At 58.9% G+C, this 23,674-nt stretch carries 27 protein-coding genes and 1 pseudogene; 10 read left to right on the top strand and 18 right to left on the bottom strand.

Going from position 1 to position 23,674, the window contains the following annotated elements; genetic code table 11:
* Positions 1-47: 47 nt before the first annotated feature.
* Together ctaD and coxB are read right to left on the bottom strand one after the other, a co-directional pair.
* On the bottom strand, positions 48-1,640 hold the full coding sequence (ctaD, locus tag F8N96_RS23860) for a cytochrome c oxidase subunit I (RefSeq protein ID WP_150746554.1): 1,593 nt from the start codon (positions 1,638-1,640) through the stop codon (positions 48-50).
* Between the two features lie 82 nt (positions 1,641-1,722).
* Positions 1,723-2,850, bottom strand: a complete 1,128-nt coding sequence (coxB, locus tag F8N96_RS23855) for a cytochrome c oxidase subunit II (protein WP_150799900.1) — start codon at positions 2,848-2,850, stop codon at positions 1,723-1,725.
* A 368-nt stretch (positions 2,851-3,218) separates the two neighbouring features.
* On the opposite strand from coxB, the gene F8N96_RS23850 reads away from it, so the two are divergent.
* On the top strand, positions 3,219-3,869 hold the full coding sequence (locus F8N96_RS23850) for a hypothetical protein (RefSeq protein ID WP_150799899.1): 651 nt from the start codon (positions 3,219-3,221) through the stop codon (positions 3,867-3,869).
* 98 nt (positions 3,870-3,967) lie between these two features.
* On the opposite strand, the gene F8N96_RS23845 is transcribed toward F8N96_RS23850, so the two are convergent.
* The 3 genes from F8N96_RS23845 to F8N96_RS23835 form a co-directional block, all read right to left on the bottom strand.
* Positions 3,968-5,494 (bottom strand): SulP family inorganic anion transporter, encoded by a 1,527-nt coding sequence (locus F8N96_RS23845; RefSeq protein ID WP_150799898.1) that lies wholly within the window; start codon positions 5,492-5,494, stop codon positions 3,968-3,970.
* Between the two features lie 90 nt (positions 5,495-5,584).
* Positions 5,585-6,316, bottom strand: coding sequence for a carbonic anhydrase (locus F8N96_RS23840; RefSeq protein ID WP_150765460.1), 732 nt, complete (start codon positions 6,314-6,316; stop codon positions 5,585-5,587).
* 247 nt (positions 6,317-6,563) lie between these two features.
* The gene (locus F8N96_RS23835) at positions 6,564-7,622 is read right to left on the bottom strand and encodes a PA0069 family radical SAM protein (protein WP_150799897.1); all 1,059 of its coding nucleotides are present in this window, start codon (positions 7,620-7,622) and stop codon (positions 6,564-6,566) included.
* A gap of 231 nt (positions 7,623-7,853) precedes the next feature.
* On the opposite strand from F8N96_RS23835, the gene F8N96_RS23830 reads away from it, so the two are divergent.
* Positions 7,854-8,156, top strand: a complete 303-nt coding sequence (locus tag F8N96_RS23830; protein WP_150799896.1) for a hypothetical protein — start codon at positions 7,854-7,856, stop codon at positions 8,154-8,156.
* A gap of 89 nt (positions 8,157-8,245) precedes the next feature.
* Here F8N96_RS23830 and F8N96_RS23825 read toward each other — a convergent pair whose 3' ends face one another.
* Positions 8,246-8,533, bottom strand: coding sequence for a YheV family putative zinc ribbon protein (locus tag F8N96_RS23825; RefSeq protein WP_150799895.1), 288 nt, complete (start codon positions 8,531-8,533; stop codon positions 8,246-8,248).
* Positions 8,530-10,620: an oligopeptidase A gene (gene prlC / locus F8N96_RS23820; protein WP_191630675.1), complete on the bottom strand. Its 2,091-nt coding sequence runs from the start codon at positions 10,618-10,620 to the stop codon at positions 8,530-8,532. Before prlC ends, F8N96_RS23825 begins: the two co-directional genes overlap by 4 nt.
* Positions 10,621-10,682: 62 nt before the next feature.
* Between prlC and F8N96_RS23815 the strand changes: the two genes are divergently transcribed.
* On the top strand, positions 10,683-11,228 hold the full coding sequence (locus F8N96_RS23815; RefSeq protein ID WP_150799893.1) for a gamma carbonic anhydrase family protein: 546 nt from the start codon (positions 10,683-10,685) through the stop codon (positions 11,226-11,228).
* A gap of 44 nt (positions 11,229-11,272) precedes the next feature.
* Positions 11,273-11,923 (top strand): HAD family hydrolase, encoded by a 651-nt coding sequence (locus F8N96_RS23810; RefSeq protein ID WP_150799892.1) that lies wholly within the window; start codon positions 11,273-11,275, stop codon positions 11,921-11,923.
* Between the two features lie 54 nt (positions 11,924-11,977).
* Here the strand turns inward: F8N96_RS23810 and F8N96_RS23805 are convergent, their stop codons facing one another.
* A complete protein-coding gene (locus F8N96_RS23805; RefSeq protein WP_150799891.1) occupies positions 11,978-13,054 on the bottom strand; it encodes an aminopeptidase in 1,077 nt (358 codons plus the stop codon).
* A 59-nt stretch (positions 13,055-13,113) separates the two neighbouring features.
* Here F8N96_RS23805 and F8N96_RS23800 point away from each other — a divergent pair, with 59 nt between their 5' ends.
* Together F8N96_RS23800 and F8N96_RS23795 are read left to right on the top strand one after the other, a co-directional pair.
* On the top strand, positions 13,114-13,536 hold the full coding sequence (locus F8N96_RS23800) for a hypothetical protein (RefSeq protein ID WP_150799890.1): 423 nt from the start codon (positions 13,114-13,116) through the stop codon (positions 13,534-13,536).
* Positions 13,537-13,576: 40 nt separating this feature from the next.
* Positions 13,577-14,002 carry a hypothetical protein gene (locus tag F8N96_RS23795; RefSeq protein WP_150799889.1) on the top strand — a complete coding sequence of 142 codons (426 nt, stop codon included), beginning with the start codon at positions 13,577-13,579 and terminating at the stop codon, positions 14,000-14,002.
* A gap of 6 nt (positions 14,003-14,008) precedes the next feature.
* Here the strand turns inward: F8N96_RS23795 and F8N96_RS23790 are convergent, their stop codons facing one another.
* Positions 14,009-14,242: a DUF1161 domain-containing protein gene (locus F8N96_RS23790; protein ID WP_094469771.1), complete on the bottom strand. Its 234-nt coding sequence runs from the start codon at positions 14,240-14,242 to the stop codon at positions 14,009-14,011.
* A 188-nt stretch (positions 14,243-14,430) separates the two neighbouring features.
* Entirely contained in the window at positions 14,431-14,862 is a 432-nt protein-coding gene (locus F8N96_RS23785) for an OsmC family protein (RefSeq protein WP_150799888.1), read from the bottom strand.
* Positions 14,863-15,104: 242 nt separating this feature from the next.
* Between F8N96_RS23785 and F8N96_RS23780 the strand changes: the two genes are divergently transcribed.
* Entirely contained in the window at positions 15,105-16,106 is a 1,002-nt protein-coding gene (locus F8N96_RS23780; protein WP_150799887.1) for an LLM class flavin-dependent oxidoreductase, read from the top strand.
* 68 nt (positions 16,107-16,174) lie between these two features.
* Here the strand turns inward: F8N96_RS23780 and F8N96_RS23775 are convergent, their stop codons facing one another.
* Positions 16,175-16,396 (bottom strand): DUF1161 domain-containing protein, encoded by a 222-nt coding sequence (locus tag F8N96_RS23775; RefSeq protein WP_150799886.1) that lies wholly within the window; start codon positions 16,394-16,396, stop codon positions 16,175-16,177.
* 122 nt (positions 16,397-16,518) lie between these two features.
* Positions 16,519-16,734: a dodecin gene (locus F8N96_RS23770; RefSeq protein WP_064675281.1), complete on the bottom strand. Its 216-nt coding sequence runs from the start codon at positions 16,732-16,734 to the stop codon at positions 16,519-16,521.
* 153 nt (positions 16,735-16,887) lie between these two features.
* On the opposite strand from F8N96_RS23770, the gene F8N96_RS23765 reads away from it, so the two are divergent.
* Positions 16,888-17,214, top strand: a complete 327-nt coding sequence (locus F8N96_RS23765; RefSeq protein WP_064675282.1) for a DUF883 family protein — start codon at positions 16,888-16,890, stop codon at positions 17,212-17,214.
* Here the strand turns inward: F8N96_RS23765 and F8N96_RS23760 are convergent.
* Positions 17,187-18,104, bottom strand: coding sequence for a LysR family transcriptional regulator (locus F8N96_RS23760; RefSeq protein WP_150799885.1), 918 nt, complete (start codon positions 18,102-18,104; stop codon positions 17,187-17,189). The genes F8N96_RS23765 and F8N96_RS23760 overlap by 28 nt on opposite strands.
* Before the next feature lie 112 nt (positions 18,105-18,216).
* Between F8N96_RS23760 and trpB the strand changes: the two genes are divergently transcribed.
* Together trpB and trpA are read left to right on the top strand one after the other, a co-directional pair.
* On the top strand, positions 18,217-19,437 hold the full coding sequence (gene trpB / locus F8N96_RS23755) for a tryptophan synthase subunit beta (RefSeq protein WP_150799884.1): 1,221 nt from the start codon (positions 18,217-18,219) through the stop codon (positions 19,435-19,437).
* Positions 19,437-20,246 carry a tryptophan synthase subunit alpha gene (gene trpA / locus F8N96_RS23750; RefSeq protein ID WP_150799883.1) on the top strand — a complete coding sequence of 270 codons (810 nt, stop codon included), beginning with the start codon at positions 19,437-19,439 and terminating at the stop codon, positions 20,244-20,246. Before trpB ends, trpA begins: the two co-directional genes overlap by 1 nt.
* Here trpA and F8N96_RS23745 read toward each other — a convergent pair whose 3' ends face one another.
* The 5 genes and pseudogenes from F8N96_RS23745 to F8N96_RS23725 all read right to left on the bottom strand — a co-directional run.
* A complete protein-coding gene (locus F8N96_RS23745) occupies positions 20,247-22,205 on the bottom strand; it encodes a DUF4105 domain-containing protein (RefSeq protein ID WP_150799882.1) in 1,959 nt (652 codons plus the stop codon). It abuts the gene before it with no gap.
* Positions 22,205-22,525: a DUF2388 domain-containing protein gene (locus F8N96_RS23740; protein ID WP_128874703.1), complete on the bottom strand. Its 321-nt coding sequence runs from the start codon at positions 22,523-22,525 to the stop codon at positions 22,205-22,207. Before F8N96_RS23740 ends, F8N96_RS23745 begins: the two co-directional genes overlap by 1 nt.
* Positions 22,526-22,550: 25 nt before the next feature.
* The gene (locus F8N96_RS23735) at positions 22,551-22,868 is read right to left on the bottom strand and encodes a DUF2388 domain-containing protein (RefSeq protein WP_150799881.1); all 318 of its coding nucleotides are present in this window, start codon (positions 22,866-22,868) and stop codon (positions 22,551-22,553) included.
* Positions 22,869-22,975: 107 nt separating this feature from the next.
* Positions 22,976-23,293 (bottom strand): DUF2388 domain-containing protein, encoded by a 318-nt coding sequence (locus F8N96_RS23730; RefSeq protein ID WP_150799880.1) that lies wholly within the window; start codon positions 23,291-23,293, stop codon positions 22,976-22,978.
* A gap of 160 nt (positions 23,294-23,453) precedes the next feature.
* Positions 23,454-23,674: pseudogene (locus tag F8N96_RS23725) on the bottom strand (IS110 family transposase); the annotation flags it as partial.

The raw sequence follows: 23,674 nt of genomic DNA, 5'->3' as shown, positions 1-23,674 counted from the left end.
CGCGTTATCGTTCTTCGCCAGCAAGCCGGCTCCTACAAGGGCCGCGTTCATTTCACTTCCGGCGGCGTGGTGAAGGTGTGATACGGCGCCGGTGACGGAATGCTCCACTCCAGGCCCTCGGCCCCATCCCACGGTTTGGCCGGTGCCGGCGCGCCGCCGCGAATGGTCTTGATCACGATGAACAGGAAGAAGATCTGCGTGGCGCCGAACATGAACGCGCCGATCGACGACACCATGTTGAAGTCGGCGAATTGCAGGTTGTAGTCCGGAATCCGCCGCGGCATGCCCGCCAGTCCCACGAAGTGCATCGGGAAGAACGCCATGTTCATACCGATGAACGACAGCCAGAAGTGCAGCTTGCCGAGGGTTTCGTCGTACATGTGGCCGGTCCATTTCGGCAGCCAGTAGTAGGCGGAGGCGAAGATCCCGAAGATCGCCCCCGGTACCAGTACATAGTGGAAGTGCGCGACCACAAAGTAGGTGTCCTGGTACTGGAAGTCCGCCGGGGCGATGGCCAGCATCAGGCCGGAGAAGCCGCCGATGGAGAACAGAATCACAAACGCCACTGCAAACAGCATCGGCGTCTCGAAGGTCAGCGAGCCTTGCCACATGGTGCTGGCCCAGTTGAACACCTTGACCCCGGTAGGTACCGCGATCAGCAGCGTGGCGTACATGAAGAACAACTCGCCCACCAGCGGAATGCCGACCACGAACATGTGGTGCGCCCAGACGATGAACGACAGGAACGCGATACTCGCCGTCGCATAGACCATCGAGGTGTAGCCAAACAGTGGCTTGCGTGAGAAGGCCGGAATGATCGAGCTGACGGCACCGAAGGCCGGCAGGATCATGATGTACACCTCGGGGTGACCGAAGAACCAGAACACGTGCTGGAACAGTACCGGGTCACCGCCACCGGCGGCACTGAAGAAGCTGGTGCCGAAGTGGATGTCCATCAGCATCATCGTCACGCACCCGGCCAGTACCGGCATTACCGCGATCAACAGGAACGCGGTAATCAACCAGGTCCAGACGAACAGGGGCATTTTCATCAGCGTCATGCCGGGGGCGCGCAGGTTGAGGATGGTGGCGATCACGTTGATCGCGCCCATGATCGAACTGATCCCCATCAAGTGGATGGCGAAGATGAAGAAGGTCACGCTTTCCGGTGCATAGGTCGTCGACAGCGGGGCGTAGAACGTCCAGCCGAAGTTCGGCCCGCCGCCGGGGGTGAACAGGGTCGACACCAGCAGGATGAATGCCGCCGGCAATAGCCAGAAGCTGAAGTTGTTCATCCGCGGCAGGGCCATGTCCGGCGCACCGATCATCAGCGGGATCATCCAGTTGGCGAGGCCGACGAACGCCGGCATCACCGCACCGAACACCATCACCAGACCATGCATGGTGGTCATCTGGTTGAAGAATTCCGGCTGGACGATTTGCAGCCCCGGCTGAAACAGTTCGGCGCGGATTACCATCGCGAACGAGCCGCCGAGCAAGAACATGGAAAACGCAAACCACAGGTACAGCGTGCCGATATCCTTGTGGTTGGTAGTCAGCACCCAGCGCATCAAGCCTTTGGCGGGGCCGTGGGCGTGGGCGGTGCCGGTATGAACATGGTCATCGACTACAGCAGTCATGTCCTGTCTCCTGCAAACAGATGGGCTGGGCAGGCCGGGGCGCGATGCCCCGACTGGTTCCTTACGTGCGCAATAGACCGGGTCATTTGCTTTCCGCCTGTTTCAGCTCCAGCACTTCTTTAGGGGTGACCATGTCGCCCTTGTTGTTGCCCCAGGCGTTACGTTCGTAGGTTACGACCGCTGCGATATCGACTTCCGAGAGTTGCTTGCCGAACGCCGCCATGGAGGTGCCGGGCTTGCCGTGGAAGACAATGCTCAGGTGATCCTTGATCGGTCCGGTAGCGATTTTCGAGCCCTTGAGCGCCGGGAACATCGGTGGCAGGCCTTGGCCTTCGGCCTGGTGACAGGCCACGCAAGTGGTGTGATAGACCTTGTCACCGCGCTCCTTGAGCTCGTCGAGGGTCCAATCCTTGCTGGTCAGCTCTTTGAGTTGCGCCGCTTCAGCCTTGCGTTCGCCCAGCCATTTTTCGTAGTCGGCCTTTTCCTTGACCTCGACCACGATCGGCATGAAGCCGTGGTCCTTGCCGCACAATTCGGCGCATTGACCGCGGTAGAGGCCGGGTTTGTCGACGCGGGTCCAGGCTTCGTTGACGAACCCCGGAATCGCATCGCGCTTGACCGCAAAGGCCGGCACCCACCATGAGTGGATGACATCGGCGGAAGTCACCAGGAAGCGCACCTTGGCACCGATCGGCAGCACCAAAGGCTTATCAACCTCAAGCAAGTAGTGCTCGCCCTTGGCTTCCTTGTTGTGGATCTGATCGGCGGGGGTGGTCAGGTTGCTGAAGAACTCAACGTCCTGGCCCAGGTATTTGTAGTGCCACTTCCACTGATAACCGGTGACCTGGATATCGATATCCGGTTCGGTGGTGTCGTACATCTTGATCAGGGTTGCAGTCGCTGGAATCGCCATGGCCACCAGAATCAGGAAGGGCACGATGGTCCAGAGGATTTCGACGGTGGTGCTTTCATGAAATTTTGCGGCCACCTGCCCGGTGGAGCGGCGGTGGAGAATCATCGACCAGAACATGGCGCCGAAGACGATGATGCCGATCACTACACAGATCCAGAAAATGGTCATGTGCAGGTCAAATACTGCGTGACTGATTTCAGTCGCTCCCGGCGCCATATTCACAGTCCATGCGGCGTGTGCCGGACTGAAAATCGACCACAACAGGAGGCCCATCCAGACATGTGGATGTCGCATCATTGCGGGTTCCCCTTATCGTTCTTTTTATCCCGCCGGCTTTCACCTGCGGCAAGGGAGCGGCTTTCAGACTACGAACTTGAATCGCCAGGCCTTGCTGCATGTGCAGTCGGGCGCATCAGCTAACTCCATTCCCACCCGAGTATAGACAGCGACTGGCACCTCGCAACGTGGCGGCGTAAATCGAGTGAAACAGGTGGGACTTGCGTTCTAGATCACAAATGGAGAAGGATGCAGACCAGCGGTCAGCATTCGATATAACGGAGATGTCTCAAGGATGAAACACTTATGAAAAATGCGTCTTAGCATTGTTCATAAGGCAGCTAAGTTATGTCTTCCCTATTTCATTGCCTTTGTTTCCTGGAGTTTTCATGAACACCGCCGCATTGCGCGAGCAGATCCAAAAAGCCCAACAACACGAAGCCGAAACCGGCCTGCTGACTCGTCAGCTGGAAAGCAAACTGCCTCATCTACACCCATCCATCCAATTGCCGGAAGCGGACGCCAATGGTGTGCTGACGCGTTTTGTCGCCGCCTACATCGATGAAGTTCCTGATCTGCTGGATGCAGCCAATGAAGTTGCCAGGGAAGCGGGTATCGAGGCACAGATCAAACCGGTGCTGAAAATTGCCGAACAGTACTTCCTCCAGCCGCCGACGATAATGGCTGGGCACATCGGGCTCGACAGCCTGCTGGACGAAGCCTATCTGGCGCACCGTTTTGTCGAAGAGGTCAACGACCTGTACATCAAACATTTTGGCCAGCCACTGATCCCCTTGGACATGACTGTCGCCAACCTGATTGCCCACCAACTGATCGGTGAGGAGTTCGCCAACCAACTGGATGAGGCTGTACATCACGCCGTGGACGAGATGCTCGACGACGAAAGCTTCGCGCTGGAGTCGGTGGAAGCCTACCGTGGAAAGCTAAGCAGCCCGGACACTGGCGCTGCGTGGAAGCGCTGGCCGTGCATGTCGCGTCGGTTAGGCGTGGGCCTGGAACTGGATCAGCCAGCGGCCTAATGCAATATCCCCCTGTAGGAGCGAGGCTTGCCCGCGAAGCTTTTGGCGTACTTGAAGACGCCTTCGCGGGCAAGCCTTCGCTCCTACAGGAGGGTGATTTACGCGGCCGAACCGACGCCCGTCGTGGTCCGCAATCGCCCTTCCAGCCTGCGCTTCAACCCCCGCGCTTCAATCAACAGTTTTGATCCCTTGGCCGCATTGGCCCGACCCCATTCCTCCAGCAACTCCAGACACGAGTGATCGATGTAGCTCAGGTTATTTAGCGGCACATGCACCGTCGCGCCTGCCGGAATGGTCCCCAGAACCTGGGTCAGCGCCGGCACTTTGAGAAAGGTCGCTGCACCTGTCAATCGCAGTTCCATTTCGCCGTCCTTGGGTAGATCGATCAGGCTGATTTTCAGCCGCGAAGCCTTCCAGGCCAGTTTGGCCAGGGTCAGGCCGAAGCCGATCAGCACGCCGGTCAGCAGGTCGGTGAAGATGATCGCCAGGGCTGTTGCCGCGTAGGTGAACATCGGCATCCGGCCATATCGGCCCAGACCGCGGAAGGCCTTGAGGTCGACCAGTTTGAAACCGGTATAAACCAGAACGCCCGCCAGGCTCGCCACCGGAATGCTTTGCAGCACGCTGGACAGCAGCAACACGAAAGCCAGCAACCACAGGCCATGGAAGATCGTCGACATTCGCGTGGTGGCACCCGCCTGGACGTTGGCCGAACTGCGCACAATCACGCCGGTCATCGGCAGTGCGCCGAGCAAACCGCAGAGCATGTTGCCGACGCCTTGGGCCGACAATTCCCGGTCGAAGTCCGAGCGCTGGCCACTGTGCATGCGGTCGACCGCGGCGGCCGAGAGCAGGGTTTCGGCGCTGGCGATAAACGCCACGGCAAATGCGGCGATTAGCAGTGTCGGGTCAGCGAGGTTGAGTAAGTCTGCGGGTTTCAGCCAGTCGATGGCTTCCGCCAGGTTGGCCGGGACCTCCACTCGTTTGACCTGCAAGGCGAGCACCAGGCTGGCGACGGTCGCCAGGCCTACACCCAGCAGTGCGCCGGGAATGAAGCGCAGGGAATGGGGGCGGAATTTCTCCCACAGCCACATCACCGCAATCGTCGACAGCCCGAGCAACCCGGCTTGCCAACCCAAGGACGGCAAGGCCTGCACGACGGCAGCCGGGAAGGCCGCCAGGTTATCCAGCCCGGAAGGCTTGGGCACGGCGTCGAGCATCACATGCACCTGTGACAACACGATCAGTACACCAATCCCGGCGAGCATGCCGTACACCACCGCAGGCGCCGTGACCCGAAACCAGCAGCCCAGCTTTAAACGCCCAGCCACCAGTTGCAGAAAACCGGCCAGCAGCAGGATTGGCCCGAGCATGTCGATGCCATGCTGGCGAACCAGTTCGAACACCAGAACCGCCAAACCGGCTGCCGGGCCGCTGACTTGCAGTGGCGAACCGGCAATCCAGCCCACCACCAGGCCACCGATGATCCCGGTGATCAAGCCTTTGGACGGCGGCAGCCCCGAGGCGATGGCGATGCCCATGCACAAGGGCAGGGCGACGAGAAACACAACCACGGACGCCAGCAGCTCCCGTGGCAGAACAGCTTTAAGTTGAGCAGCACGCATGGTGACTCTCCCGAAGTTTTCTTCAGGCGTGGCGAAGCCGGGCTGCTTGATCAGCAGCCTCGGCTAAACCACACAGTAATTTAGGAAGATTTAGAAGCGCGCTTTGGGCGTCGCCACCGGAATCGGATGGCTGCCATCGAGCGGCAGGAAACAACCCTTGTCCGCGTCGTAAGCTCTGATTTCGCTGGTTTCGATGTTGTAGATCCAACCATGGATAAACAGCTGACCATTGGCCATGCGCGAGGCAACCGACGGGTGCGTGCGCAAATGTTGCAGCTGGGCGATCACATTCTCCTCAGTGAGGACGTGCATGCTTTCGTTTTCGTCAGCGCAATGACAGTTTTCCTGGACCATGGTTTTCGCCACTTCGGCGTGGCGCAACCAGGCTTTGACCGTCGGCATTTTTTCCAGGCTTTGCGGGTTGAGTACCGCACGCATGGCGCCGCAGTCGGAGTGCCCGCAAATGATGATGTGCTGCACGCCGAGGGCCAGTACCGCGTATTCGATCGCAGTGGAAACACCGCCGTTCATTTGCCCGTACGGCGGAACCACATTGCCGACGTTACGGGTCACGAACAGATCGCCAGGGGCGCTTTGGGTGATCAACTCGGGAACGATGCGCGAATCGGCGCAGGCGATGAACATCGCCCTGGGGCTCTGGGCCGTGGCGAGTTTCTTGAACAGTTCTTCCTGCTGTGGAAAAACCTCGTGATGAAAATGCAAAAAGCCGTCAACGATATGCTGCAGCGCTGCATCGGCGGTTTCCGCCTCCAGTGGGGCTGAAGCCGACGCAGCCAACGGCTGTTTATCCTTGTCACTCATGATTCATCCTCTTTGGCGGAGTCAGTCAGGGAATCTTCCCGTGTTATCCGATGTGAAGCCAGTGGCTGTTTAAAAAACATCCAGGTCGAACCTCCCGACCCGTCAGTCACTCGATGAACAAGGTAGCCGTCGAAACTTAATTGAAACTGAATGAAACGCTCTAGTACGTGTGTTCCAGGTCACAGAAAACGTGACCAGAGCAACTGTGATGCCTGTCTTCTTCTACTCAACCATAGGCCAATTGCTCTCAAATCAATGACATCTGACGCCCTGGCGGACAGAAGGCTGTGCAGTCCAGATTGAAACCTTCCCGACGATTGAGTCCCAGGCGTTTGATCGTTTTGGCAAAGCGTTGCGCCAGCAGGTCGGCAAATGGACCTTCGCCGCGCATCCGACTGCCGAACCGGCTGTCGTAGAGCTCACCGCCACGACTCTGGCGGATCAGGCTCAATACATGGGCAGCACGCTGAGGATAATGGGCCGCCAGCCATTCTTCGAACAGCGGCGCCACTTCCAGGGGCAGGCGCAGCATCATGTAGGCTGCACTTTGTGCGCCGGCCCCATGGGCTTCGGTAAGCAGGCTTTCGAGTTCGCTGTCGTTGATCATTGGAATCATCGGCGAGCACAGGACCCCCACCGTAATTCCTGCTTCACGCATCACCCGGATAGCTCGCAATCGGGCCTTGGGCGCAGCCGCGCGGGGTTCGAGGATACGCTTGAGCTCGTCGTCCAGGGTGGTCAGGCTGATCATCACGGCCACCAGTCTTTGCTCGGCGAGCTCGGCCAGCAGGTCCAGATCGCGCAGGATCAGCGAACCTTTGGTAATGATGGTCACCGGGTGGCGGTAACGCAGCAACACTTCCAGTGTTTTACGAGTGATCTGGTGTTCGCGTTCGATGGGCTGATAAGGATCGGTGTTGGAACCCAGGTTGATCGGCGCACATTGATAGCCGCGTCTGGAGAGTTGTTCCTCCAACACCTGCGCGGCATTGGTCTTGGCGATCAGCTTTGTTTCGAAATCCAGCCCCGGCGACATGTCCCAATAGGCATGGCTGGGCCGTGCGTAACAATAAATGCAACCGTGTTCGCACCCGCGATAGGGATTGATCGAGCGATCGAAGGGCAAATCCGGGGAGTTGTTGCGGGTGATGATGGTTTTTGCCGTTTCAATGCGCACCTCGGTGCCTTGAGTGACGGGGACTTCCTGATACCAGCCGTCATCCTCGGCCACCGAACGGTTCGGGGCGAAGCGATTGTGCGGATTGCTGGCGGTGCCGCGACCGCGGGGAGGTAGAGGAGTAGCCATCGATGCGATCCTTTAGCTGTATGTGCATACAGTATAGGAGCCCGGTGACAGCCGCCAGTGCCGTTCGGCACTTGGTTTATTCCTGTCCAATTAGATGTGCTTGTTAAGTTAATTCTGAAAGTTTCATGTAACGACGAGCAATATTTTGCCCGTGGCGTTATTTGAACATTCATCAGTACCATCCCCTTCACACGGCATGGCCGTGAATTCATTATTAAAAGGATTTAATTAATGTCGTTCTACAATCAGCGTGGCATATTTCTTCAACTGTTACGCCCCTCTGTCGTCAACCCAAACGAAGTCCGGGTTTCCATGCAGTTTGCTCTGAAGGCAGAGGGTTACGACCCCGCCAGTCGGGAGCCTACCTATTCTTTGCTCGACGCCCAGACTCGCGAAGCCGTATCGAATGATGGCGGCGCGACCTTCACTATGAAAACGACTCCAGATGTGGACGATGACGGTGATATCGACTCTCAGGACAAAGCAGTTCTGGTGGCACTGGCGAAAGCTTATTCGAAAATAGTTAATCCCTGATAGTGAGAGAACGTATCTAATACCCTTGGCAAAAGGTGGTAAATAGATACCACCTTCCAGTCTGTTCAGGACTGGAAGGTGGTTTTGATTCAATGCTGTTCGTCCGGCTTTTTCTTCAGCTTGGGGTTGGGGAAGAACTGCACGGGCTGAACCTTGGCGTCCGGCACTTTCAGCGCCGAGGTGTTGACCCGGGTGCCCAACTCCTTGGGCACCGACTGACCCTGTTCATTTAGCGTGTCGGAATAACCGCAGCCCACGCACTCGCGATGCGGGACCTGGTCTTCGTTCCACATCATCAACTTGTCCGGCTCGCTGCATGCCGGGCAGACTGCGCCGGCGATAAAGCGTTTTTTCGTGATCACAGGACCCTCACTCATGCGGCTGTGACCTCACTCAGGCCACTGTGGCGCAAGAGTGCGTCAATCGACGGTGGCCGTCCCCGGAAATCGACGAACAGCACCATCGGTTCCTGAGAACCGCCGCGCGCCAGGATCGCCTCGCGGAACGCGCGACCGGTGGCGGCATTGAGCACGCCGTCTTCTTCGAATTTCGAAAAAGCATCCGCCGACAGCACTTCCGCCCATTTATAGCTGTAGTAGCCCGCCGCGTAACCGCCGGCGAAGATATGCGCAAAACTGTTAGGGAAGCGGTTGTAGGCCGGCGGACGCATGACCGAGACCTCGTCGCGCACGCCTTCGAGTACTTGCAGCACGCTGCGGCCGTCGCCATGGGTGGCATGCAGTTCGAAGTCGAACAGCGAGAATTCCAGCTGGCGAACCATCATCAGGCCGGACTGGAAGTTCTTCGCCGCGAGCATTTTTTCCAGCAGGTCCTGCGGCAGCGGCTCGCCGGTTTCGTAGTGACCGGAGATCAGCGCCAGGCCTTCCGGCTCCCAGCACCAGTTCTCCATGAACTGGCTTGGCAACTCGACCGCATCCCAGGCTACGCCGTTGATACCCGAAACACCGGCGTGCTCGACGCGGGTCAGCAGGTGATGCAAGCCGTGACCGAATTCGTGGAACAGCGTCGTTACTTCATCGTGGGTCAGCAGCGCTGGCTTGCCGCTGTCGGCCGGGGTGAAGTTGCACACCAGATTGGCCACCGGGCTCTGCAGTATGCCTTCGGCGGTGCGGCGACGATCACGGGCACCGTCCATCCAGGCACCGCCGCGCTTGTTGGCGCGGGCGTAGAGGTCAAAGAAGAAGCGACCGACGTGCTGGCCGTTTTCCTTGATTTCGAACAGGCGAACATCCGGGTGCCAGGTGTCGAAGCCTTTCTGCTCGGCGATTTCAATGCCATACAGCCGCTGGACGATAGCGAACAGACCTCCCAGTACCTTGTCGATCGGGAAGTAGGCGCGAAGGGCTTCCTGGGCAACGCTGTAGCGCTGCTCGCGGAGTTTTTCGCCGAAGAAACCGCTGTCCCAGCTTTGCAGGTCCGGGCAGCCTTGTTCGGCGGCATAGGCTTTGAGCTGTTCCAGATCCTGGGCGGCGAACGGCTTGCTGCGCTTGGCCAGATCGCGCAGGAAACTGATGACCTGGTCGCTGGATTCGGCCATTTTGGTGGCCAGGCTCAGCTCCGAAAAGCTGGCGAAACCCAGGAGTCTGGCCAGTTCCTGACGCAGGTCGAGGATTTCTTCCATGACCGGGCCGTTATCGTTCTGACCGGCATTCGGGCCTTGGTCCGACGCACGGGTGCAGTAGGCCGCGTAGACTTCTTCGCGCAGGCTGCGGTCCTGGGCGTAGGTCATTACTGCGTAGTAGCTCGGGAATTCCAGGGTGATCAGCCAGCCATCCAGGTCTTTGGCCTGGGCTGCTGCGGCCATTTGGGCCTTGGCCGAATCGGTCAGGCCGGCGAGGACCGCCTCATCGGTGACGTGCTTGGTCCAGGCTTGAGTCGCGTCGAGCAACTGGTTGGAGAAACGGCTGCCCAACTCCGACAATTTGCTCTGCACTTCGGCATAACGCTTTTGTTCGGTTTCCGGCAGGTCGATACCCGACAGGCGGAAGTCACGCAGGGAGTGTTCCAGAATGGTTTTTTGCGCCACATCGAAACCGGCCGCTTCCGGGCTGTTGGCCAGGGCTTCGAAGGCCTGGAACAACTCGCGGTTTTGCCCCAGTTCGGTGGAATAGGCGCTCAAGGCTGGCAGGCAGGACTCGTAGGCTTCACGCAATTCGGCGCTGTTGCACACGGCGTTCAGGTGGCTGACCGGGCTCCAGGCTGCGCCGAGGCGATCGTTGAGTTCGTCCATTGCCAGCACCAGGCCGGCCCAGGTCGGTTGTTTGCCCTCGGTTTTGAGGATCTCGATAATGGCGGCGCGGTTGTCAGCCAGGATCTGTTCAATGGCCGGTTGCACGTGCTCGGCACGGATCGCCGAGAACGGCGGCAGGTCGTAGGACTGCAAAAGAGGGTTGTTCACGCTCACGGTTGGCACCTTGGCTGGAAGAAACGCTGGAAGAAACATGGCCCCATCTTAATTACAATCGACGTCGACCGCAGCTATCAGCAATAGAGAGAGAGCCTATCGTGACCCTTCGCAAGTATCAGAACCATACGCCGCTGCTCGGCAAAAGCGCTTTTGTCGACTGCTCGGCCGTGGTGATCGGCGACGTTGAAATCGGCGAAGACAGTTCGGTCTGGCCGCTGACGGTGATCCGTGGCGACATGCATCGCATCCGCGTGGGGGCGCGCACCAGTGTCCAGGACGGCTGCGTGCTGCACATCACCCATGCCGGTCCGTTCAATCCCGATGGCTTCCCGTTGCTGATCGGCGATGACGTGACCATCGCGCATAAAGTCATGCTGCACGGTTGCAGCGTGGGCAGCCGGGTTCTGATCGGCATGGGCAGCATCGTGATGGATGGCGCGGTGGTGGAAGATGACGTGATCATCGGCGCCGGCAGCCTGGTGCCGCCCGGCAAGCGCCTGGAAAGCGGATTCCTCTATGTGGGCAGCCCGGTAAAACAGATCCGTACGCTGACCGACAAGGAAAAAGCCTTTTTCACCTACAGCGCGGCGAATTACGTAAAGCTCAAGGACCTGCATATAGCCGAAGGCTACGACCAGATCTAAGCTCCTGTTAACGGAAAACGTCCCGCTATTGCTCAGGAATTTTCATGCATTACCAAACCGTTTTATTCGACCTTGATGGCACCCTGACCGATCCGCGCGAGGGCATTACCCGTTCGATCCAGTTTGCCCTGGGAAAATTGGGGGTCGATGAACCCGACCTGACCAAACTCGAACACTTTATCGGCCCGCCATTGTTGCAGGCGTTCATGCAGTTCTACGACTTCGACGAGCCCAAGGCCTGGGAAGCGGTCAACTTCTACCGCGAACGCTTCAAGGTCACCGGCCTTTACGAGAACCGTGTCTTCGACGGCGTCACGCCGTTGCTGGAAACCCTCGGCGGGCAAGGGCGCCAGCTGTACATAGCGACCTCCAAACCCTGGATCTTCGCCCGGGAAATCGCCAGGCACTTCGACTTTGCGAAACACTTCAAGGTGATCTACGGCAGCGAACTGGACGGGACCCGTACCAATAAAGTCGAGCTGATCGCCCATCTGATGGCCGAAGAAGGCCTGGACCCGAGCAACACCTTGATGATCGGCGATCGTAAACACGACCTGATCGGCGCGCGGAGCAATGGGCTGGATGCCGCGGCGGTGGGCTACGGTTTTGGTAGTCGTGAAGAGTTGAGCGCAGAAGCGCCGGCCTATCACTTTGAGACGCTGGATGAGTTGCATCAGGCGTTTTTGCAGCGCTAGTCAAACGGCCTTCGCGAGCCTGCTCGCGAAGGGGCCCGTTCAGCCACTGAAGCTTTATGGTTTAGCCAAAACCTCCAACGCCGCCTGGCGCTTTTCGACCGGCAGGGTCCCCAGCTTCTCGGCCGCCGCATAAAACTTCACCCAGTCCCCGCCCACCTGCCGGAACAACACGGCAAACGCCGGCACCCGTTGGTCATATAACCCAAACGGTAACAGCCGGGCATTGTTCATCGGCGCATTGATCCAGGTATCGTAGCGATTGTCCCCAGCCCATTGACTGTCACGCAGCAGTCGATAATCACCTCGCAGGCGCTCGAACGTTGCCGCCTTGCGTTGGCGCATCTGGTCGGTGGGTAGGGGCAGGCTGTACAGCCATTCGAGGTGCCTGCGGGTATCCAGAATCAATTGAAGGAATTGCTCGCGTCGCTGCACCTGTACGCCATCGTCCGGCGCCAGGCCTCGGAATGCGCGCCATTGGCGGGTGCCTTCCTGTTCGACGAAAGAGGCGAAAGACTCGTTGAACTCGGTGTCGTCCTTCACATACAAGCGCTGATGCGCCAGTTCGTGAAAGATCAATGTCGCCAGCCGCTCGTCGCCCCAACCCATCATTGAACTGATGATCGGATCGTTGAACCAGCCGAGCGTCGAATAGGCCTCGACACCGCCGATCGACACGTCCATACCTTGCAGTCGTTGCAAGGCCGCTTCACCGCGGGCTGCGCTCTGGCTGTAGTAGCCGCGATAGGCGACGCAACCGGCAATGGGGAAACAATGGTTCTGCGGCGTCAGGGAAAACTCCGGCGTGGCAAACACATTCCAGACGACGAATGGCCGGCCAATGTCGGCGTAAAGACGATAGCTCTGATTGTCCGGCAGGTGCAGATGCTGGCTGGCGAACGTGCGGGCCTTTTGTGATTGAGTCAGGTGCGCACGCAATTGCTGATCGCGACCGGGATCGGCAATCACGCTGGAAACCGGCTCCCGTGCCCGCAGCAGTTGCAGCTGACCACTGGCCAATTGGCCGTAATAGCTGACGCTGGCGCAACCGTTGAGCAACAAAAACAACACGCCCGGAAACAAAATGCGTAAAACGCGATCAAGTAACCCAAGGCTTGGAAACGGCCTGATCAAAATGAATCATCCCTGGAAAGTCTGTCCGCAAGACTATCCCGCCTGACTGGAGCTCCGCTATGCGCACGTTGATGCTGACAGGAAGCCTGTTGTTGCTGACAGGTTGTGCCGGATTCGGATTACCTCGCCCTGATCCGGCCCAGGCGTGGATCGACCTGGATTCGCAGCAAGAAGATACAGCGCTGCAAGCGCTGGAAGTCGATGACAAGGCCGCCACCGACAAGCGCTACTTCGAGGTTCATCCCGGTAGCCATGAGCTGACGGTGCGTTACCAGTTTGCTGTCGCGCCAACCAATATCGGCCCCGATGCCGAGCCGCTATGGCGTGACTGTCAGTTGAGCGTGAAATTCAAGGATTTCAACGCAGGCGAGCGGTATCAGCTGCAAGCGGGCAATATCGGTTTCCGGCCGTGGGCAAAGCTCTATGATCGACAGCGAAAAGTGATTGGCCAAGGTACACCGGCTGGCTGCCAACGGACCTGATCGGCGTTATCCTGAAGGACCCCATCCTTGGGAATTCATCATGCGCAGGTCAATGCTATTACTGGCTGCAAGTGTCATTGCCGGCTGCCAGAGCCCATTGCCGGCGGTTAATCCGCAGATGGCCTGGGTCGAGTTTTCTACGCCATTCCCCAACGACAAATTGTTGATGGCCGAACGATTGGACAAACAGCGATTGCGCGACGGGCGTTTTTTCCAGGTTACCCCCGGTAGCCATGAGTTGATCGTTCGATTCGACTTCGAAGTGCCCGGAGGGGGCGGGGGCTTGAGTATGATGAGCGGTCCCACGGAACGTTTGTGTTACCTGACCATCCGCTATGATCATTTCGAAGCCGGCCAGCGTTATGTGCTGGAAGGGCGTTCGATCGCCTTCACTCCCGGCGCTCGCCTGTACAACGCCAAGCGTGAAATCGTCGCGCAAGATCGAGAATCCTATTGCCTCCTATGAGGTGAATCAGCGGTCGTTCTTCTGGTAGATGATTTTTTTGGTGCCGCCTTCACACGTACCAACGACCATGTTCTGATCGTGCACTTCATCATTGGTGACAATTTCCAGGGTGTAGGACGAGACATTATTGGCCTGGATCTTGGCTTCGATTTCGGCCTTGAGTTCTTCACAGGATTTCGGTGCCGCGAGGGCCGATGTGGCCAGCGCGCAACAGATGATCGCCAGGGCAAAACGTTTCATGGTTGAAGCTCCTTTGCAGGCAGCGCGCACATCGATGCGTTTTGCTGCTGTCATTTATTCGACCACATTTTCGCCAATCAGGTTTGTTTCAGCACAAAAAAGATCGCAGACGCCGCCAGCGCCTACAGGTTTACTCAACCCCTGTAGGCGCTGCCGAAGCCTGCGATCTTTCAACGTGCAACAAAGATCTAGCTGATCAGCGTCGCATCCAGGCTGATCTTCGCATTCAGCACCTTGGACACCGGGCAGCCTTCTTTGGCCTTGTTGCTCAATTCCTCGAACTGCGCCTGGCTCGCCCCGGGGATTTTCGCCTTGAGGATCAGTTTCACTGCCGTGATCGCAAAGCCACCGTCCACCTGGTCCAGCGTGACCTCGGCATTGGTATCGATGCTGTCAGCCTTGAGACCGGCATCGCCGAGAATCATTGAAAACGCCATGGAAAAGCAACCCGCATGTGCCGCACCGATCAGCTCTTCCGGATTGGTGCCCTTGCCGCCTTCGAAACGCGCCTTGAAGCCGTAGGGTGCTTCTCTGAGTACACCGGTTTCCGTGGAAATCGAGCCGATGCCGGTTTTCAGATCACCTTCCCAATGAGCCGATGCTTTCTTCGTGATAGCCATGTCTGCCTCCTCAAGATCCGGCGCGAATCGTCGCGCCTTCGTGGTTTTCGGTTGCTAGGGTTCTGAGGATAGACGGTGATGCAAAGTTCATCGCGATTCTAATTGATGCCTCATTTTGCGGGAATTTCGTCTGTGCTATTGAAACTCGGGTATATGCCCTCATTGCATGAAACACGCTTATGGATTCGGCAGGTTTTCGTTTGTAAGAAAAAACCTGCGCCCTCAATTGGAGAAGCAGGCTTATGAAACGACTGTCCGATATCAAGTTCTCGACCCTCGATCTGGTGCCAGTGCGAGAGAATGGCAGTGCGGCCCAGTCGCTGCGCAATTCCCTGGACCTGGCGCAGCACGTCGAGAAGTTTGGCTACAACCGCTTCTGGGTCGCCGAACACCACAATATGGATGGCATTGCCAGTTCGGCGACCTCGGTACTGCTGGGTTATCTGGCCGGCGGCACTTCGACCATTCGCGTCGGCTCGGGCGGTGTGATGTTGCCCAACCACGCCCCGCTGGTCATCGCCGAGCAGTTCGGCACGCTTGAAAGTCTTTACCCGGGCCGGATCGATCTGGGCCTGGGCCGCGCTCCCGGTTCCGATCAAATGACTGCCCGCGCTTTGCGTCGTGAACGCTCCGGGAGCGCTGACGAGTTTCCGCAAGACGTGACCGAACTGATGCGCTACCTCGGCCCACGCACCCCGGACCAGCGAATTATCGCTATGCCGGGCACCGGCACCAACGTCCCGGTCTGGTTACTGGGTTCGAGCCTGTTCAGTGCCCAACTGGCCGGTGAGCGCGGTTTGCCCTACGCCTTCGCTTCCCATTTCGCACCGCGCTTCATGCATGAGGCGATTCGCGTCTACCGCAACCACTTCAAGCCTTCTGCCGTATTGGACAAGCCCTACGTGATGCTCGGCGTACCCTTGGTAGCCGCCGACACCGACGAGCAAGCCGACTATCTGGCGACCTCGGTCTACCAGCGGATTCTCGCGTTGATGCGTGGCCAGAGCCTGGTGCAACGGCCGCCAGTGAAAACCATGGACGGCCTGTGGCTGCCCCATGAGAAGGAAGCGGTAGGAGATTTCCTCGGCCTGGCCATGGTCGGCAGCCCGCAGAAGATCCGCGCCAAACTGGAAGTGCTGATCGAGCAAACCCAGGCAGACGAGCTGATCTTCACGTGTGACCTGTATGAACATGCCGATCGGGTGCATTCCTATGAACTGTTGGCGCAGGTCATGAAGGGCTGACGCTCGAGCCTTGCCCGCAAAAAGCCGCCGTCATTGCGTCGGCTTTTCTATTTTTAGCGGGCATCAGATTACCTCTTGTAGACGATTTCCTTGGTGCCCTTTTCACAAGTGCCGACGACTTTCCCATCAGTAGCCGTGCCTTTTTCGACGATCTCCAGCGAATAACCTGATACGCCCTTGGCATCAAGTCCCGCTGCGATCTCGGCTTTTAGCTGTTCGCACGACTTGCCCTCAGCAAAGGCGATACCCGCAAGGCTCAGCAAACCTACCGCCAAAATAAACTTCTTCATCTGTGCATTCTCTGGTCGGATCAATAGGGGGCATCCGGCTATCAGCCGGATGTTCTTGTGTCACGTGTTGCCAATCCCTATGGCACTCGGCCAGCAAGCCAGTTCGGAAGACTAGCTCACACTCAGCTGCTCGCAATCCGGAACCCGACCTTGAGCGTCACCTGGAAATGGGCAGCCTTACCGTCCTTGATATGCCCGCGGGTTTCGGTCACCTCGAACCATTCCATGTACTTGAGGCTTTTATTGGCTTCGGCCAAGGCGTTGTTGATGGCGTCTTCTATGCTGCTGGCGGATGAGCCGACCAGCTCGACTTTTTTGTAGGTGTGATGATCTGTCATGGCGTTCTCCTCAGGGTTTGATTACAGCCTAGCAGTGATTTTCTTATTACTTCTGTCGGCTAATCCCACGTTGAAGTTCAGATTTACTGCACTTTCTTGAACCCCTGAAGTCCCAACCAACACACGCAACTCAACCAATGCAGGAGAGCCACCATGGCCACCACTTCTTTACGTAAAGCCTCATTGCAAAGCATGGAAGCCGAGATCGAGAGTTTGCTCAAGTCTCTGGAAAGCCTTAAGGACGACGCCTCGGACGAGTCGCGTAAAACCCTTAAAGTATTGAAAACAAACGCCGAAAACGCACTGAAGCATTCGCGTCATCTGCTCAGCGACGCGTACGAAGAAGTCAAAGTCAAAACCCGCGAAACCGGGATTGCCACACGGGACTACGCCCAGGAACACCCTTGGACTACAGCGGGTGTCGCTGTGGGTGCGCTGGGCTTGCTCGCTGCTTATCTGCTGTTCAAGCGCGGCGAATGATCTGTTTGGCGCAGTTCGTTCTTGAGCCACTGCGCCAACTGCCGGGCGCGCCCGTCCGCGGCGCGCTTGGGTAGCCACAACGCCAGTTGCGCCGGGGTTTCACTGAAGCCCCAGGGCGCGACCAGGCGGCCGGCCTTCAAGTCCTCGGCCACCAGCGGCTCAGGGGCAATCGCCACGCCCAGCCCCGCCACTGCCGCTTCCAGCAAGTAGTACAAATGCTCGAACCCCTGACCTAATTTCAGCGCTTTGGCGTCGATTCCACTTTGTTGCGCCCAGCTGGGCCATGCCTGTGGGCGAGAGGTGGTGTGCAGCAATGGCTCGTTCAGCAGCGCTGTGGCCGGTGCTTCCTGCAATCTTTCATAGCCGGCAAATCGCGGGCTCATGACCGGGCCAATCCGCTCGCTGGCCAATTCGTAGACCTGCATGTCCGCCGGCCAGGGTGGCTCGGCAAACACCAGCAGGGCATCGAGCCCCGGCCGACGAGGATCGAGATCGCCCTCTCCGGCCGATAGATGCAAGCGCAAGTCCGGCAGGTCTGAATTCAGCCTTCCCAAGCGCGGAATGAACCAGCGTGCCAGCAAGCTGCCCGAGCAGCCGAGTACGAACGGCGCATCGGCGGTGCTTTGGGTCAACTCTGCGCATACCGTACGCAATCGCTCGAACGCTTCAGCGCTGGCATCGCGCAACCGAACCCCAGAATCTGTGAGTTTAAGGCCGCGTCCATCCTTGATGAAAAGACTCACCCCAAGGTGTGCTTCGAGCACCTTGAGTTGACGGCTGACTGCGCCATGGGTGACGTGCAGTTGTTCGGCCGCCTGACTGACGCTGTTGAGGCGGGCGGTCGCTTCAAAGGCTCGCAAGGCGTTCAGCGGGGGAAGGTCATGGCTCATGGGATCTGTGAGTTTTCCTGACAGGTTATGCCAATCTTATCGGTTTTCAGCATCAGGCGTGAAGGGTAGAGTTAAGCCCATTGTGATCTCACGCATTCACCTGGAGCGACCCATGACCCAGACTAATCTGCGCAACGGCCCCGACGCCAACGGCCTGTTTGGCGCGTTCGGCGGCCGCTACGTCGCCGAAACCCTGATGCCGTTGATTCTCGACCTGGCCCGCGAATACGAAGCGGCCAAGGAAGATCCTGCATTCAAAGAGGAATTGGCCTACTTTCAGCGCGACTATGTCGGTCGTCCAAGCCCGCTTTATTTCGCTGAGCGTCTGACCGAGTTCTGCGGCGGCGCGAAGATTTACCTGAAGCGCGAAGAGCTGAACCACACCGGCGCGCACAAGATCAACAATTGCATCGGCCAGATCCTGCTGGCGCGGCGCATGGGCAAGAAACGCATCATCGCCGAAACCGGCGCAGGCATGCACGGCGTGGCGACGGCCACCGTGGCCGCGCGTTTCGGCCTCGATTGCGTGATCTACATGGGCACCACCGACATCGAACGCCAGCAGGCCAACGTGTTCCGCATGAAGCTGCTGGGCGCCGAAGTGATCCCGGTCGTGGCCGGGACTGGCACCCTGAAGGATGCGATGAACGAAGCGCTGCGTGACTGGGTCACCAACGTCGACAGCACCTTCTACCTGATCGGTACCGTGGCCGGTCCGCATCCGTACCCGGCCATGGTTCGCGACTTCCAGGCCGTCATCGGCAAGGAAACCCGTGACCAACTGCAAGCCCAGGAAGGCCGCCTGCCGGACAGCCTGGTGGCGTGCATCGGCGGTGGGTCCAATGCCATGGGCCTGTTCCACCCGTTCCTCGACGACAAAAGCGTCGACATCATTGGCGTTGAAGCCGCCGGTCATGGCATCGAAACCGGCAAGCACGCCGCCAGCCTGAACGGCGGCGTGCCGGGTGTACTCCACGGTAACCGGACATTCCTGTTGCAGGACGACGACGGTCAGATCATCGACGCCCACTCGATTTCCGCCGGCCTCGACTATCCGGGCATCGGCCCGGAACACGCCTGGTTGCATGATATCGGCCGCGTCCAGTACACCTCGGTAACCGACGACGAAGCCCTCGACGCATTCCATAAATGCTGTCGCCTGGAAGGGATTATTCCGGCACTGGAAAGCGCCCATGCCCTGGCCGAAGTGTTCAAGCGCGCACCGACCCTGCCCAAAGATCACCTGATGGTAGTCAACCTGTCCGGTCGTGGCGACAAAGACATGCAAACCGTGATGCACCACATGGAACAATCGAAGCAGGAGAAACACTGATGAGCCGCCTGCAAACGCGTTTTGCCGAACTCAAGGAACAGAACCGCGCCGCCCTGGTGACTTTTGTCACCGCTGGCGACCCGAGCTACGACACGTCCCTGGCGATCCTCAAAGGCTTGCCCGGTGCCGGCGCCGACGTGATCGAGTTGGGCATGCCCTTCACCGATCCGATGGCCGATGGCCCGGCGATCCAGCTGGCGAACATCCGTGCCTTGGGCGCCAAGCAAAACCTGGTGAAAACCCTGCAAATGGTTCGCGAGTTCCGCAAAGGCAATACCGATACGCCGTTGGTGTTGATGGGTTACTTCAACCCGATCCACATGTATGGCGTGCCACGTTTCATTGCCGACGCCAAAGAGGCCGGTGTTGACGGTCTGATCGTGGTCGACCTGCCACCTGAGCATAACGGCGAGTTGTGCGACCCGGCCCAGGCTGCGGGTATCGACTTCATTCGTCTGACTACGCCGACCACCGATGATGTTCGTCTGCCGACTGTTTTGAATGGCAGCTCGGGCTTCGTCTACTACGTCTCTGTAGCGGGGGTGACCGGCGCAGGTGCGGCGACTCTGGAACACGTTGAAGAAGCGGTTGCCCGCTTGCGTCGCCACACCGATCTGCCGATCAGCATCGGTTTTGGCATTCGCACACCGGAGCAAGCCGCCTCCATCGCTCGTCTGGCGGATGGTGTGGTGGTGGGGTCGGCGTTGATCGATCACATCGCCAATGCGTCGACGCCGGATCAGGCGGTCGACGGGGTGTTGAGCCTGTGCGCGGCCCTGGCCGACGGCGTGCGTCAAGCCCGCGTCTAGTTACGGCAACTCCAACCCGCCCGCTGCCTTGTGCAACTTCCTCAAATGCTCGCCAACCTGCTTCAGGTTGGCTTCATTGGCGGCCATCTCGGCCGCCCGGCTCGGTTCGAGCAGCGCCCTCACTTCCTTGTCCAGATCGCCGGTCAGCGCTTGAAGCTGTTTCTGTCGCAGGCTGCTTTCCGATTCCAGGCGCTGCCATTCACTCGGCTGCGGCAAGCCATAACCACCAGTACCGAGCAACTCCGCCGGACGGCTGAGGAAGCCGCTGTTGGCGAGAATCTGCTGCAAGGTTGCGTTGGCCTTGTCCATGCCGCCGTTCTTCAATTCCCGAGCGCCCAGATAGCGCTGCTTTACTTCGTCCTGGGCCAGTACCAACTGTTGGCGGAAGGCGGCCTGCTCCAATAACAGCAATGCCGCGCTGGTGCGCAAGTCGGCCCGGTCGATCCATTGCCGGCGTTCCCCGGCTTTCAACGCCAGCCAGTCTTCGACCTTTTCCTGCTTGATCGGCAGGTGCTTCTTCAGCACTTCGAACATCGCTTGATAACGATCGCGGAAGGAGTCGAAGCGATAGCCCAGGCGCAGCGCTTCGCGGGGATCGTCCAGCACGCTGGTATCGGCCAGTCCGCGACCCTTGAGCACTTCCAGCAAACCGTTGGGCATGATGCTGTCCAGCCCGACCAGCTGCGAATTGTTAGTGCCGCTGCGCAACAGTTTCAGTCCTTCTACCGCGCAGTTATTGGACAGGAAGAAATAGTTGCCGTCGTAGCTCCAGTGCATCTCGGCGGCATGTTCCACCACGTTTTCGATTTCGTTACGCGACAGGTTCAGCGGCACAGAGGCCAGGCTGCGCAGTTCGGTCTTGGTGTATTCGTCGATCACCTGAGCCAGCGGCAGGACAAACAGGCGGGACGGGTATTTGCCCACCAGGCCGTCCCAGCTCGATAGCTGTACATCACCGACGAAGGCGCGGTAGGACAGCACCAGGTGCTGATCCAGGTCCAGCCGGCAATCCGGCCCGCGTGGCCGACCGGGTGCGCAGATCACCAGGCGCAACATACTGTGGCCCCAGCGGCTGACCCAATTCTGGTTGGCTTCGGCCAACAGATAGTCGACGGCGTACACCCGTTCCGGGTCGACCTGGCCCAGGGGTTGTTTGGCGAAGTCGTTGCCGGCATTGAGAAACGCAAAGGATTTGCCGCAGGTGTCTTTGGCGGCGGGCGCCCAGCCGAAATGTTCCTGGTAGTAGCGGTACAGGGCAGGACGTCGACAAGCGTAGCTCGGGTCGAGCAGGAAATATTCCATGTTTACCGCGACGAACTCCTTGGGGCTGCTCGTCTCGTAGATGTCCGGGCTGCGGGCAATTTGTCGATTGTACTGTTCGCGCTCGCCGCGGCGGCCGACGTACTGGGGCCAGCCAGCAAGGTCGAGCAGGCGCGGGTCGTCGCTGAGGGTAAAGCGTCGATCGGCCTGGCCGCGACATTCGTCGGGCATGCCGATCAGCCCCGAGCTGCCGTTACGCCGGGTGCAGCGTTGAATCAGCTTGCGCTCCGCGTCGGGCCACAGGCGCGAGCGGTCATAGATGTGAGTGAGTTCGTGCAGCACTGTGGCCAGCAATTCCCGGCGCACAGTGCCGTGGGGGCGATACGTTTTCTTTGTCGCAGCGCTGCCGTCGGTGAGGCTGGCGAGCAGGTTGCGATTCAAGTCGAGTTCGGACACCAGAGACGCCTGACCGTAAGCATCGCCTGGCATCTCATCGGTCCAGCCGACGTCGATTCTGCGATCCAGTTGCTCGATGAAGCGCGGCGGCAAAGCCTGCATGGCCTCATCGAGCAGGGCCTGACTGGCCTGCTGCTGTGCGGGGCTCAACCCCTGGGTCTTGAGCTGTAATTGCAGGGCAGCCTGGGCCGTGTTGCCAAGCAGCAGCAGGACCCCGGCCAATAGCCAGGCGACAGGCGACATCACAGTGCGAGGATGGCTTCGGCGAGCACCTGGTCACTGGCGTCCCGGGCTTCCGGCACGCGGGTGCGCAATGTGTCGAAGGCAGCTTCCAGCTGTGCACCGCGAATTTCACCTTCGCTGGCAACGAAGCTGGCCGCATCGTCGTGGGCTTCGCGGATGATTTTCGAATCGCGAATGGACGTGGTGGTGTCGGATGTGAAATCAATGGTGCGCCGGGAGGCATCGATGATGATGTTACTGGTGGCGACCAGGGTGTGCGCCTGGGTCACATCGGCCAACAACAACAGGCCAAGGGCAGCAGCAATCAGGGGGCTACGCATGGAACGACTCCGCAGATAAGGATAACTATTGGACGAGAATTGCCTGCGCCAGTTCAAGGTCGCTTGCATGAAGTTTTGGTTGGGCGCTGCGCAGGTAGATCAGGGCGGCCTCCAGTTGCGCGCCCCGCAGTTCGCCGTCACTGGCGATGAACGCCGCAGCGTCATCCTGGGCGGCGAATAGCAGTTTACGGTCGAAGGGGGCGGCGGACACCATGGTGGTGGCGTAGCCGGTGGCGACGATGCCTTGTGTCGACAGGTTGAAAGCGTCGTAGGCATGGGCCGAACCCACCCAGCAGGTTGTCGCGAAAAACGGAGTGATCAACAAATTTGAAAGAAAACGCATGAGGCTCGATAGCTGGAAGCGAGTCCCAAGGCTAGCGCAACGCCCGGTCTAGAGCCAGCGTTGAAACATTGGGACACTACGTGCGTGTCCCAAGTGAACGGCGTCGCTTAGATCGTCAGGATGGCCTGGGCCAGCTGCGCATCCGTGGCGCTCAGTTGAGGCGCCTGTTGGCGAATGTGGTCGAGGGCGCTTTCCAGTTTCACACCACGAATGGCGCCTTCACTGGCGACGAAGCTGGCGGCGTCGTCGCGGGCAGCGCGTACGATCTTGTCGTCGCGGAAGGAGGAAGTGACATCGGAGGTCGCATCGGATGTGGCCTTGAGTGCGCCGACGACGGCATCGGTGGTCACGATGAAGCTGGTGGCGTGGGCATTGGCTGCCACGGCAAGCAGGGCTGCAGCGCTGAACAGGCGAAGACGGGACATGATGTAACTCCTTTGGTAACCGATTGGGAGGTGGCGCAGTGTCTGGAGATCAGACGCCTGTGATACGGAGTTCGCCACGTTCTGGTTGAATATTAGGCCGGTCAGGAGGGGTTCGAACAGCCCATATAGAAGAAACTGGGGGTAGATACCGTCTTGAACCTCACCGGGCAAGCGCAAGTTTCGGGTCGTAGGGTTGGCCCGACTTGAGCACACCGTAAACGAAGTGCAGCAGCTTGCGCATCGCCGCACAGATGATCTGCTTGGGGGCCTTGCCGTTGGCCTTCAGGCGGTCTTTCATGGCCTTGATCGCCTCGTTATGCTGCAACGCTACCAGGCCTGGCATGTAGAGGCCTGCACGCACACTCACTGAGCCGATTTTTG

Origin of the sequence: Pseudomonas fluorescens (assembly GCF_902497855.1) — a bacterium.
GTDB classification, from domain to species: Bacteria; Pseudomonadota; Gammaproteobacteria; order Pseudomonadales; family Pseudomonadaceae; genus Aquipseudomonas; species Aquipseudomonas fluorescens_BI.
This window is presented reverse-complemented; position numbering and strand designations above follow the sequence as displayed.

Coding starts and splice junctions, on each gene's coding strand:
- F8N96_RS23790 (WP_094469771.1), bottom strand. CDS start 14,242: ATGAAACGTTTTGCCCTGGCGATCATCTGTTGCGCGCTGGCCACATCG.
- F8N96_RS23765 (WP_064675282.1), top strand. CDS start 16,888: ATGGCCACCACTTCTTTACGTAAAGCCTCATTGCAAAGCATGGAAGCC.
- F8N96_RS23770 (WP_064675281.1), bottom strand. CDS start 16,734: ATGACAGATCATCACACCTACAAAAAAGTCGAGCTGGTCGGCTCATCC.
- F8N96_RS23810 (WP_150799892.1), top strand. CDS start 11,273: ATGCATTACCAAACCGTTTTATTCGACCTTGATGGCACCCTGACCGAT.
- trpB (WP_150799884.1), top strand. CDS start 18,217: ATGACCCAGACTAATCTGCGCAACGGCCCCGACGCCAACGGCCTGTTT.
- F8N96_RS23835 (WP_150799897.1), bottom strand. CDS start 7,622: ATGGCTACTCCTCTACCTCCCCGCGGTCGCGGCACCGCCAGCAATCCG.
- F8N96_RS23785 (WP_150799888.1), bottom strand. CDS start 14,862: ATGGCTATCACGAAGAAAGCATCGGCTCATTGGGAAGGTGATCTGAAA.
- trpA (WP_150799883.1), top strand. CDS start 19,437: ATGAGCCGCCTGCAAACGCGTTTTGCCGAACTCAAGGAACAGAACCGC.
- F8N96_RS23825 (WP_150799895.1), bottom strand. CDS start 8,533: ATGAGTGAGGGTCCTGTGATCACGAAAAAACGCTTTATCGCCGGCGCA.
- F8N96_RS23730 (WP_150799880.1), bottom strand. CDS start 23,293: ATGTCCCGTCTTCGCCTGTTCAGCGCTGCAGCCCTGCTTGCCGTGGCA.
- F8N96_RS23735 (WP_150799881.1), bottom strand. CDS start 22,868: ATGCGTTTTCTTTCAAATTTGTTGATCACTCCGTTTTTCGCGACAACC.
- F8N96_RS23775 (WP_150799886.1), bottom strand. CDS start 16,396: ATGAAGAAGTTTATTTTGGCGGTAGGTTTGCTGAGCCTTGCGGGTATC.
- F8N96_RS23850 (WP_150799899.1), top strand. CDS start 3,219: ATGAACACCGCCGCATTGCGCGAGCAGATCCAAAAAGCCCAACAACAC.
- F8N96_RS23840 (WP_150765460.1), bottom strand. CDS start 6,316: ATGAGTGACAAGGATAAACAGCCGTTGGCTGCGTCGGCTTCAGCCCCA.
- ctaD (WP_150746554.1), bottom strand. CDS start 1,640: ATGACTGCTGTAGTCGATGACCATGTTCATACCGGCACCGCCCACGCC.
- F8N96_RS23745 (WP_150799882.1), bottom strand. CDS start 22,205: ATGTCGCCTGTCGCCTGGCTATTGGCCGGGGTCCTGCTGCTGCTTGGC.
- F8N96_RS23740 (WP_128874703.1), bottom strand. CDS start 22,525: ATGCGTAGCCCCCTGATTGCTGCTGCCCTTGGCCTGTTGTTGTTGGCC.
- F8N96_RS23800 (WP_150799890.1), top strand. CDS start 13,114: ATGCGCACGTTGATGCTGACAGGAAGCCTGTTGTTGCTGACAGGTTGT.
- F8N96_RS23830 (WP_150799896.1), top strand. CDS start 7,854: ATGTCGTTCTACAATCAGCGTGGCATATTTCTTCAACTGTTACGCCCC.
- F8N96_RS23845 (WP_150799898.1), bottom strand. CDS start 5,494: ATGCGTGCTGCTCAACTTAAAGCTGTTCTGCCACGGGAGCTGCTGGCG.
- F8N96_RS23760 (WP_150799885.1), bottom strand. CDS start 18,104: ATGAGCCATGACCTTCCCCCGCTGAACGCCTTGCGAGCCTTTGAAGCG.
- F8N96_RS23780 (WP_150799887.1), top strand. CDS start 15,105: ATGAAACGACTGTCCGATATCAAGTTCTCGACCCTCGATCTGGTGCCA.
- prlC (WP_191630675.1), bottom strand. CDS start 10,620: ATGTTTCTTCCAGCGTTTCTTCCAGCCAAGGTGCCAACCGTGAGCGTG.
- coxB (WP_150799900.1), bottom strand. CDS start 2,850: ATGATGCGACATCCACATGTCTGGATGGGCCTCCTGTTGTGGTCGATT.
- F8N96_RS23795 (WP_150799889.1), top strand. CDS start 13,577: ATGCGCAGGTCAATGCTATTACTGGCTGCAAGTGTCATTGCCGGCTGC.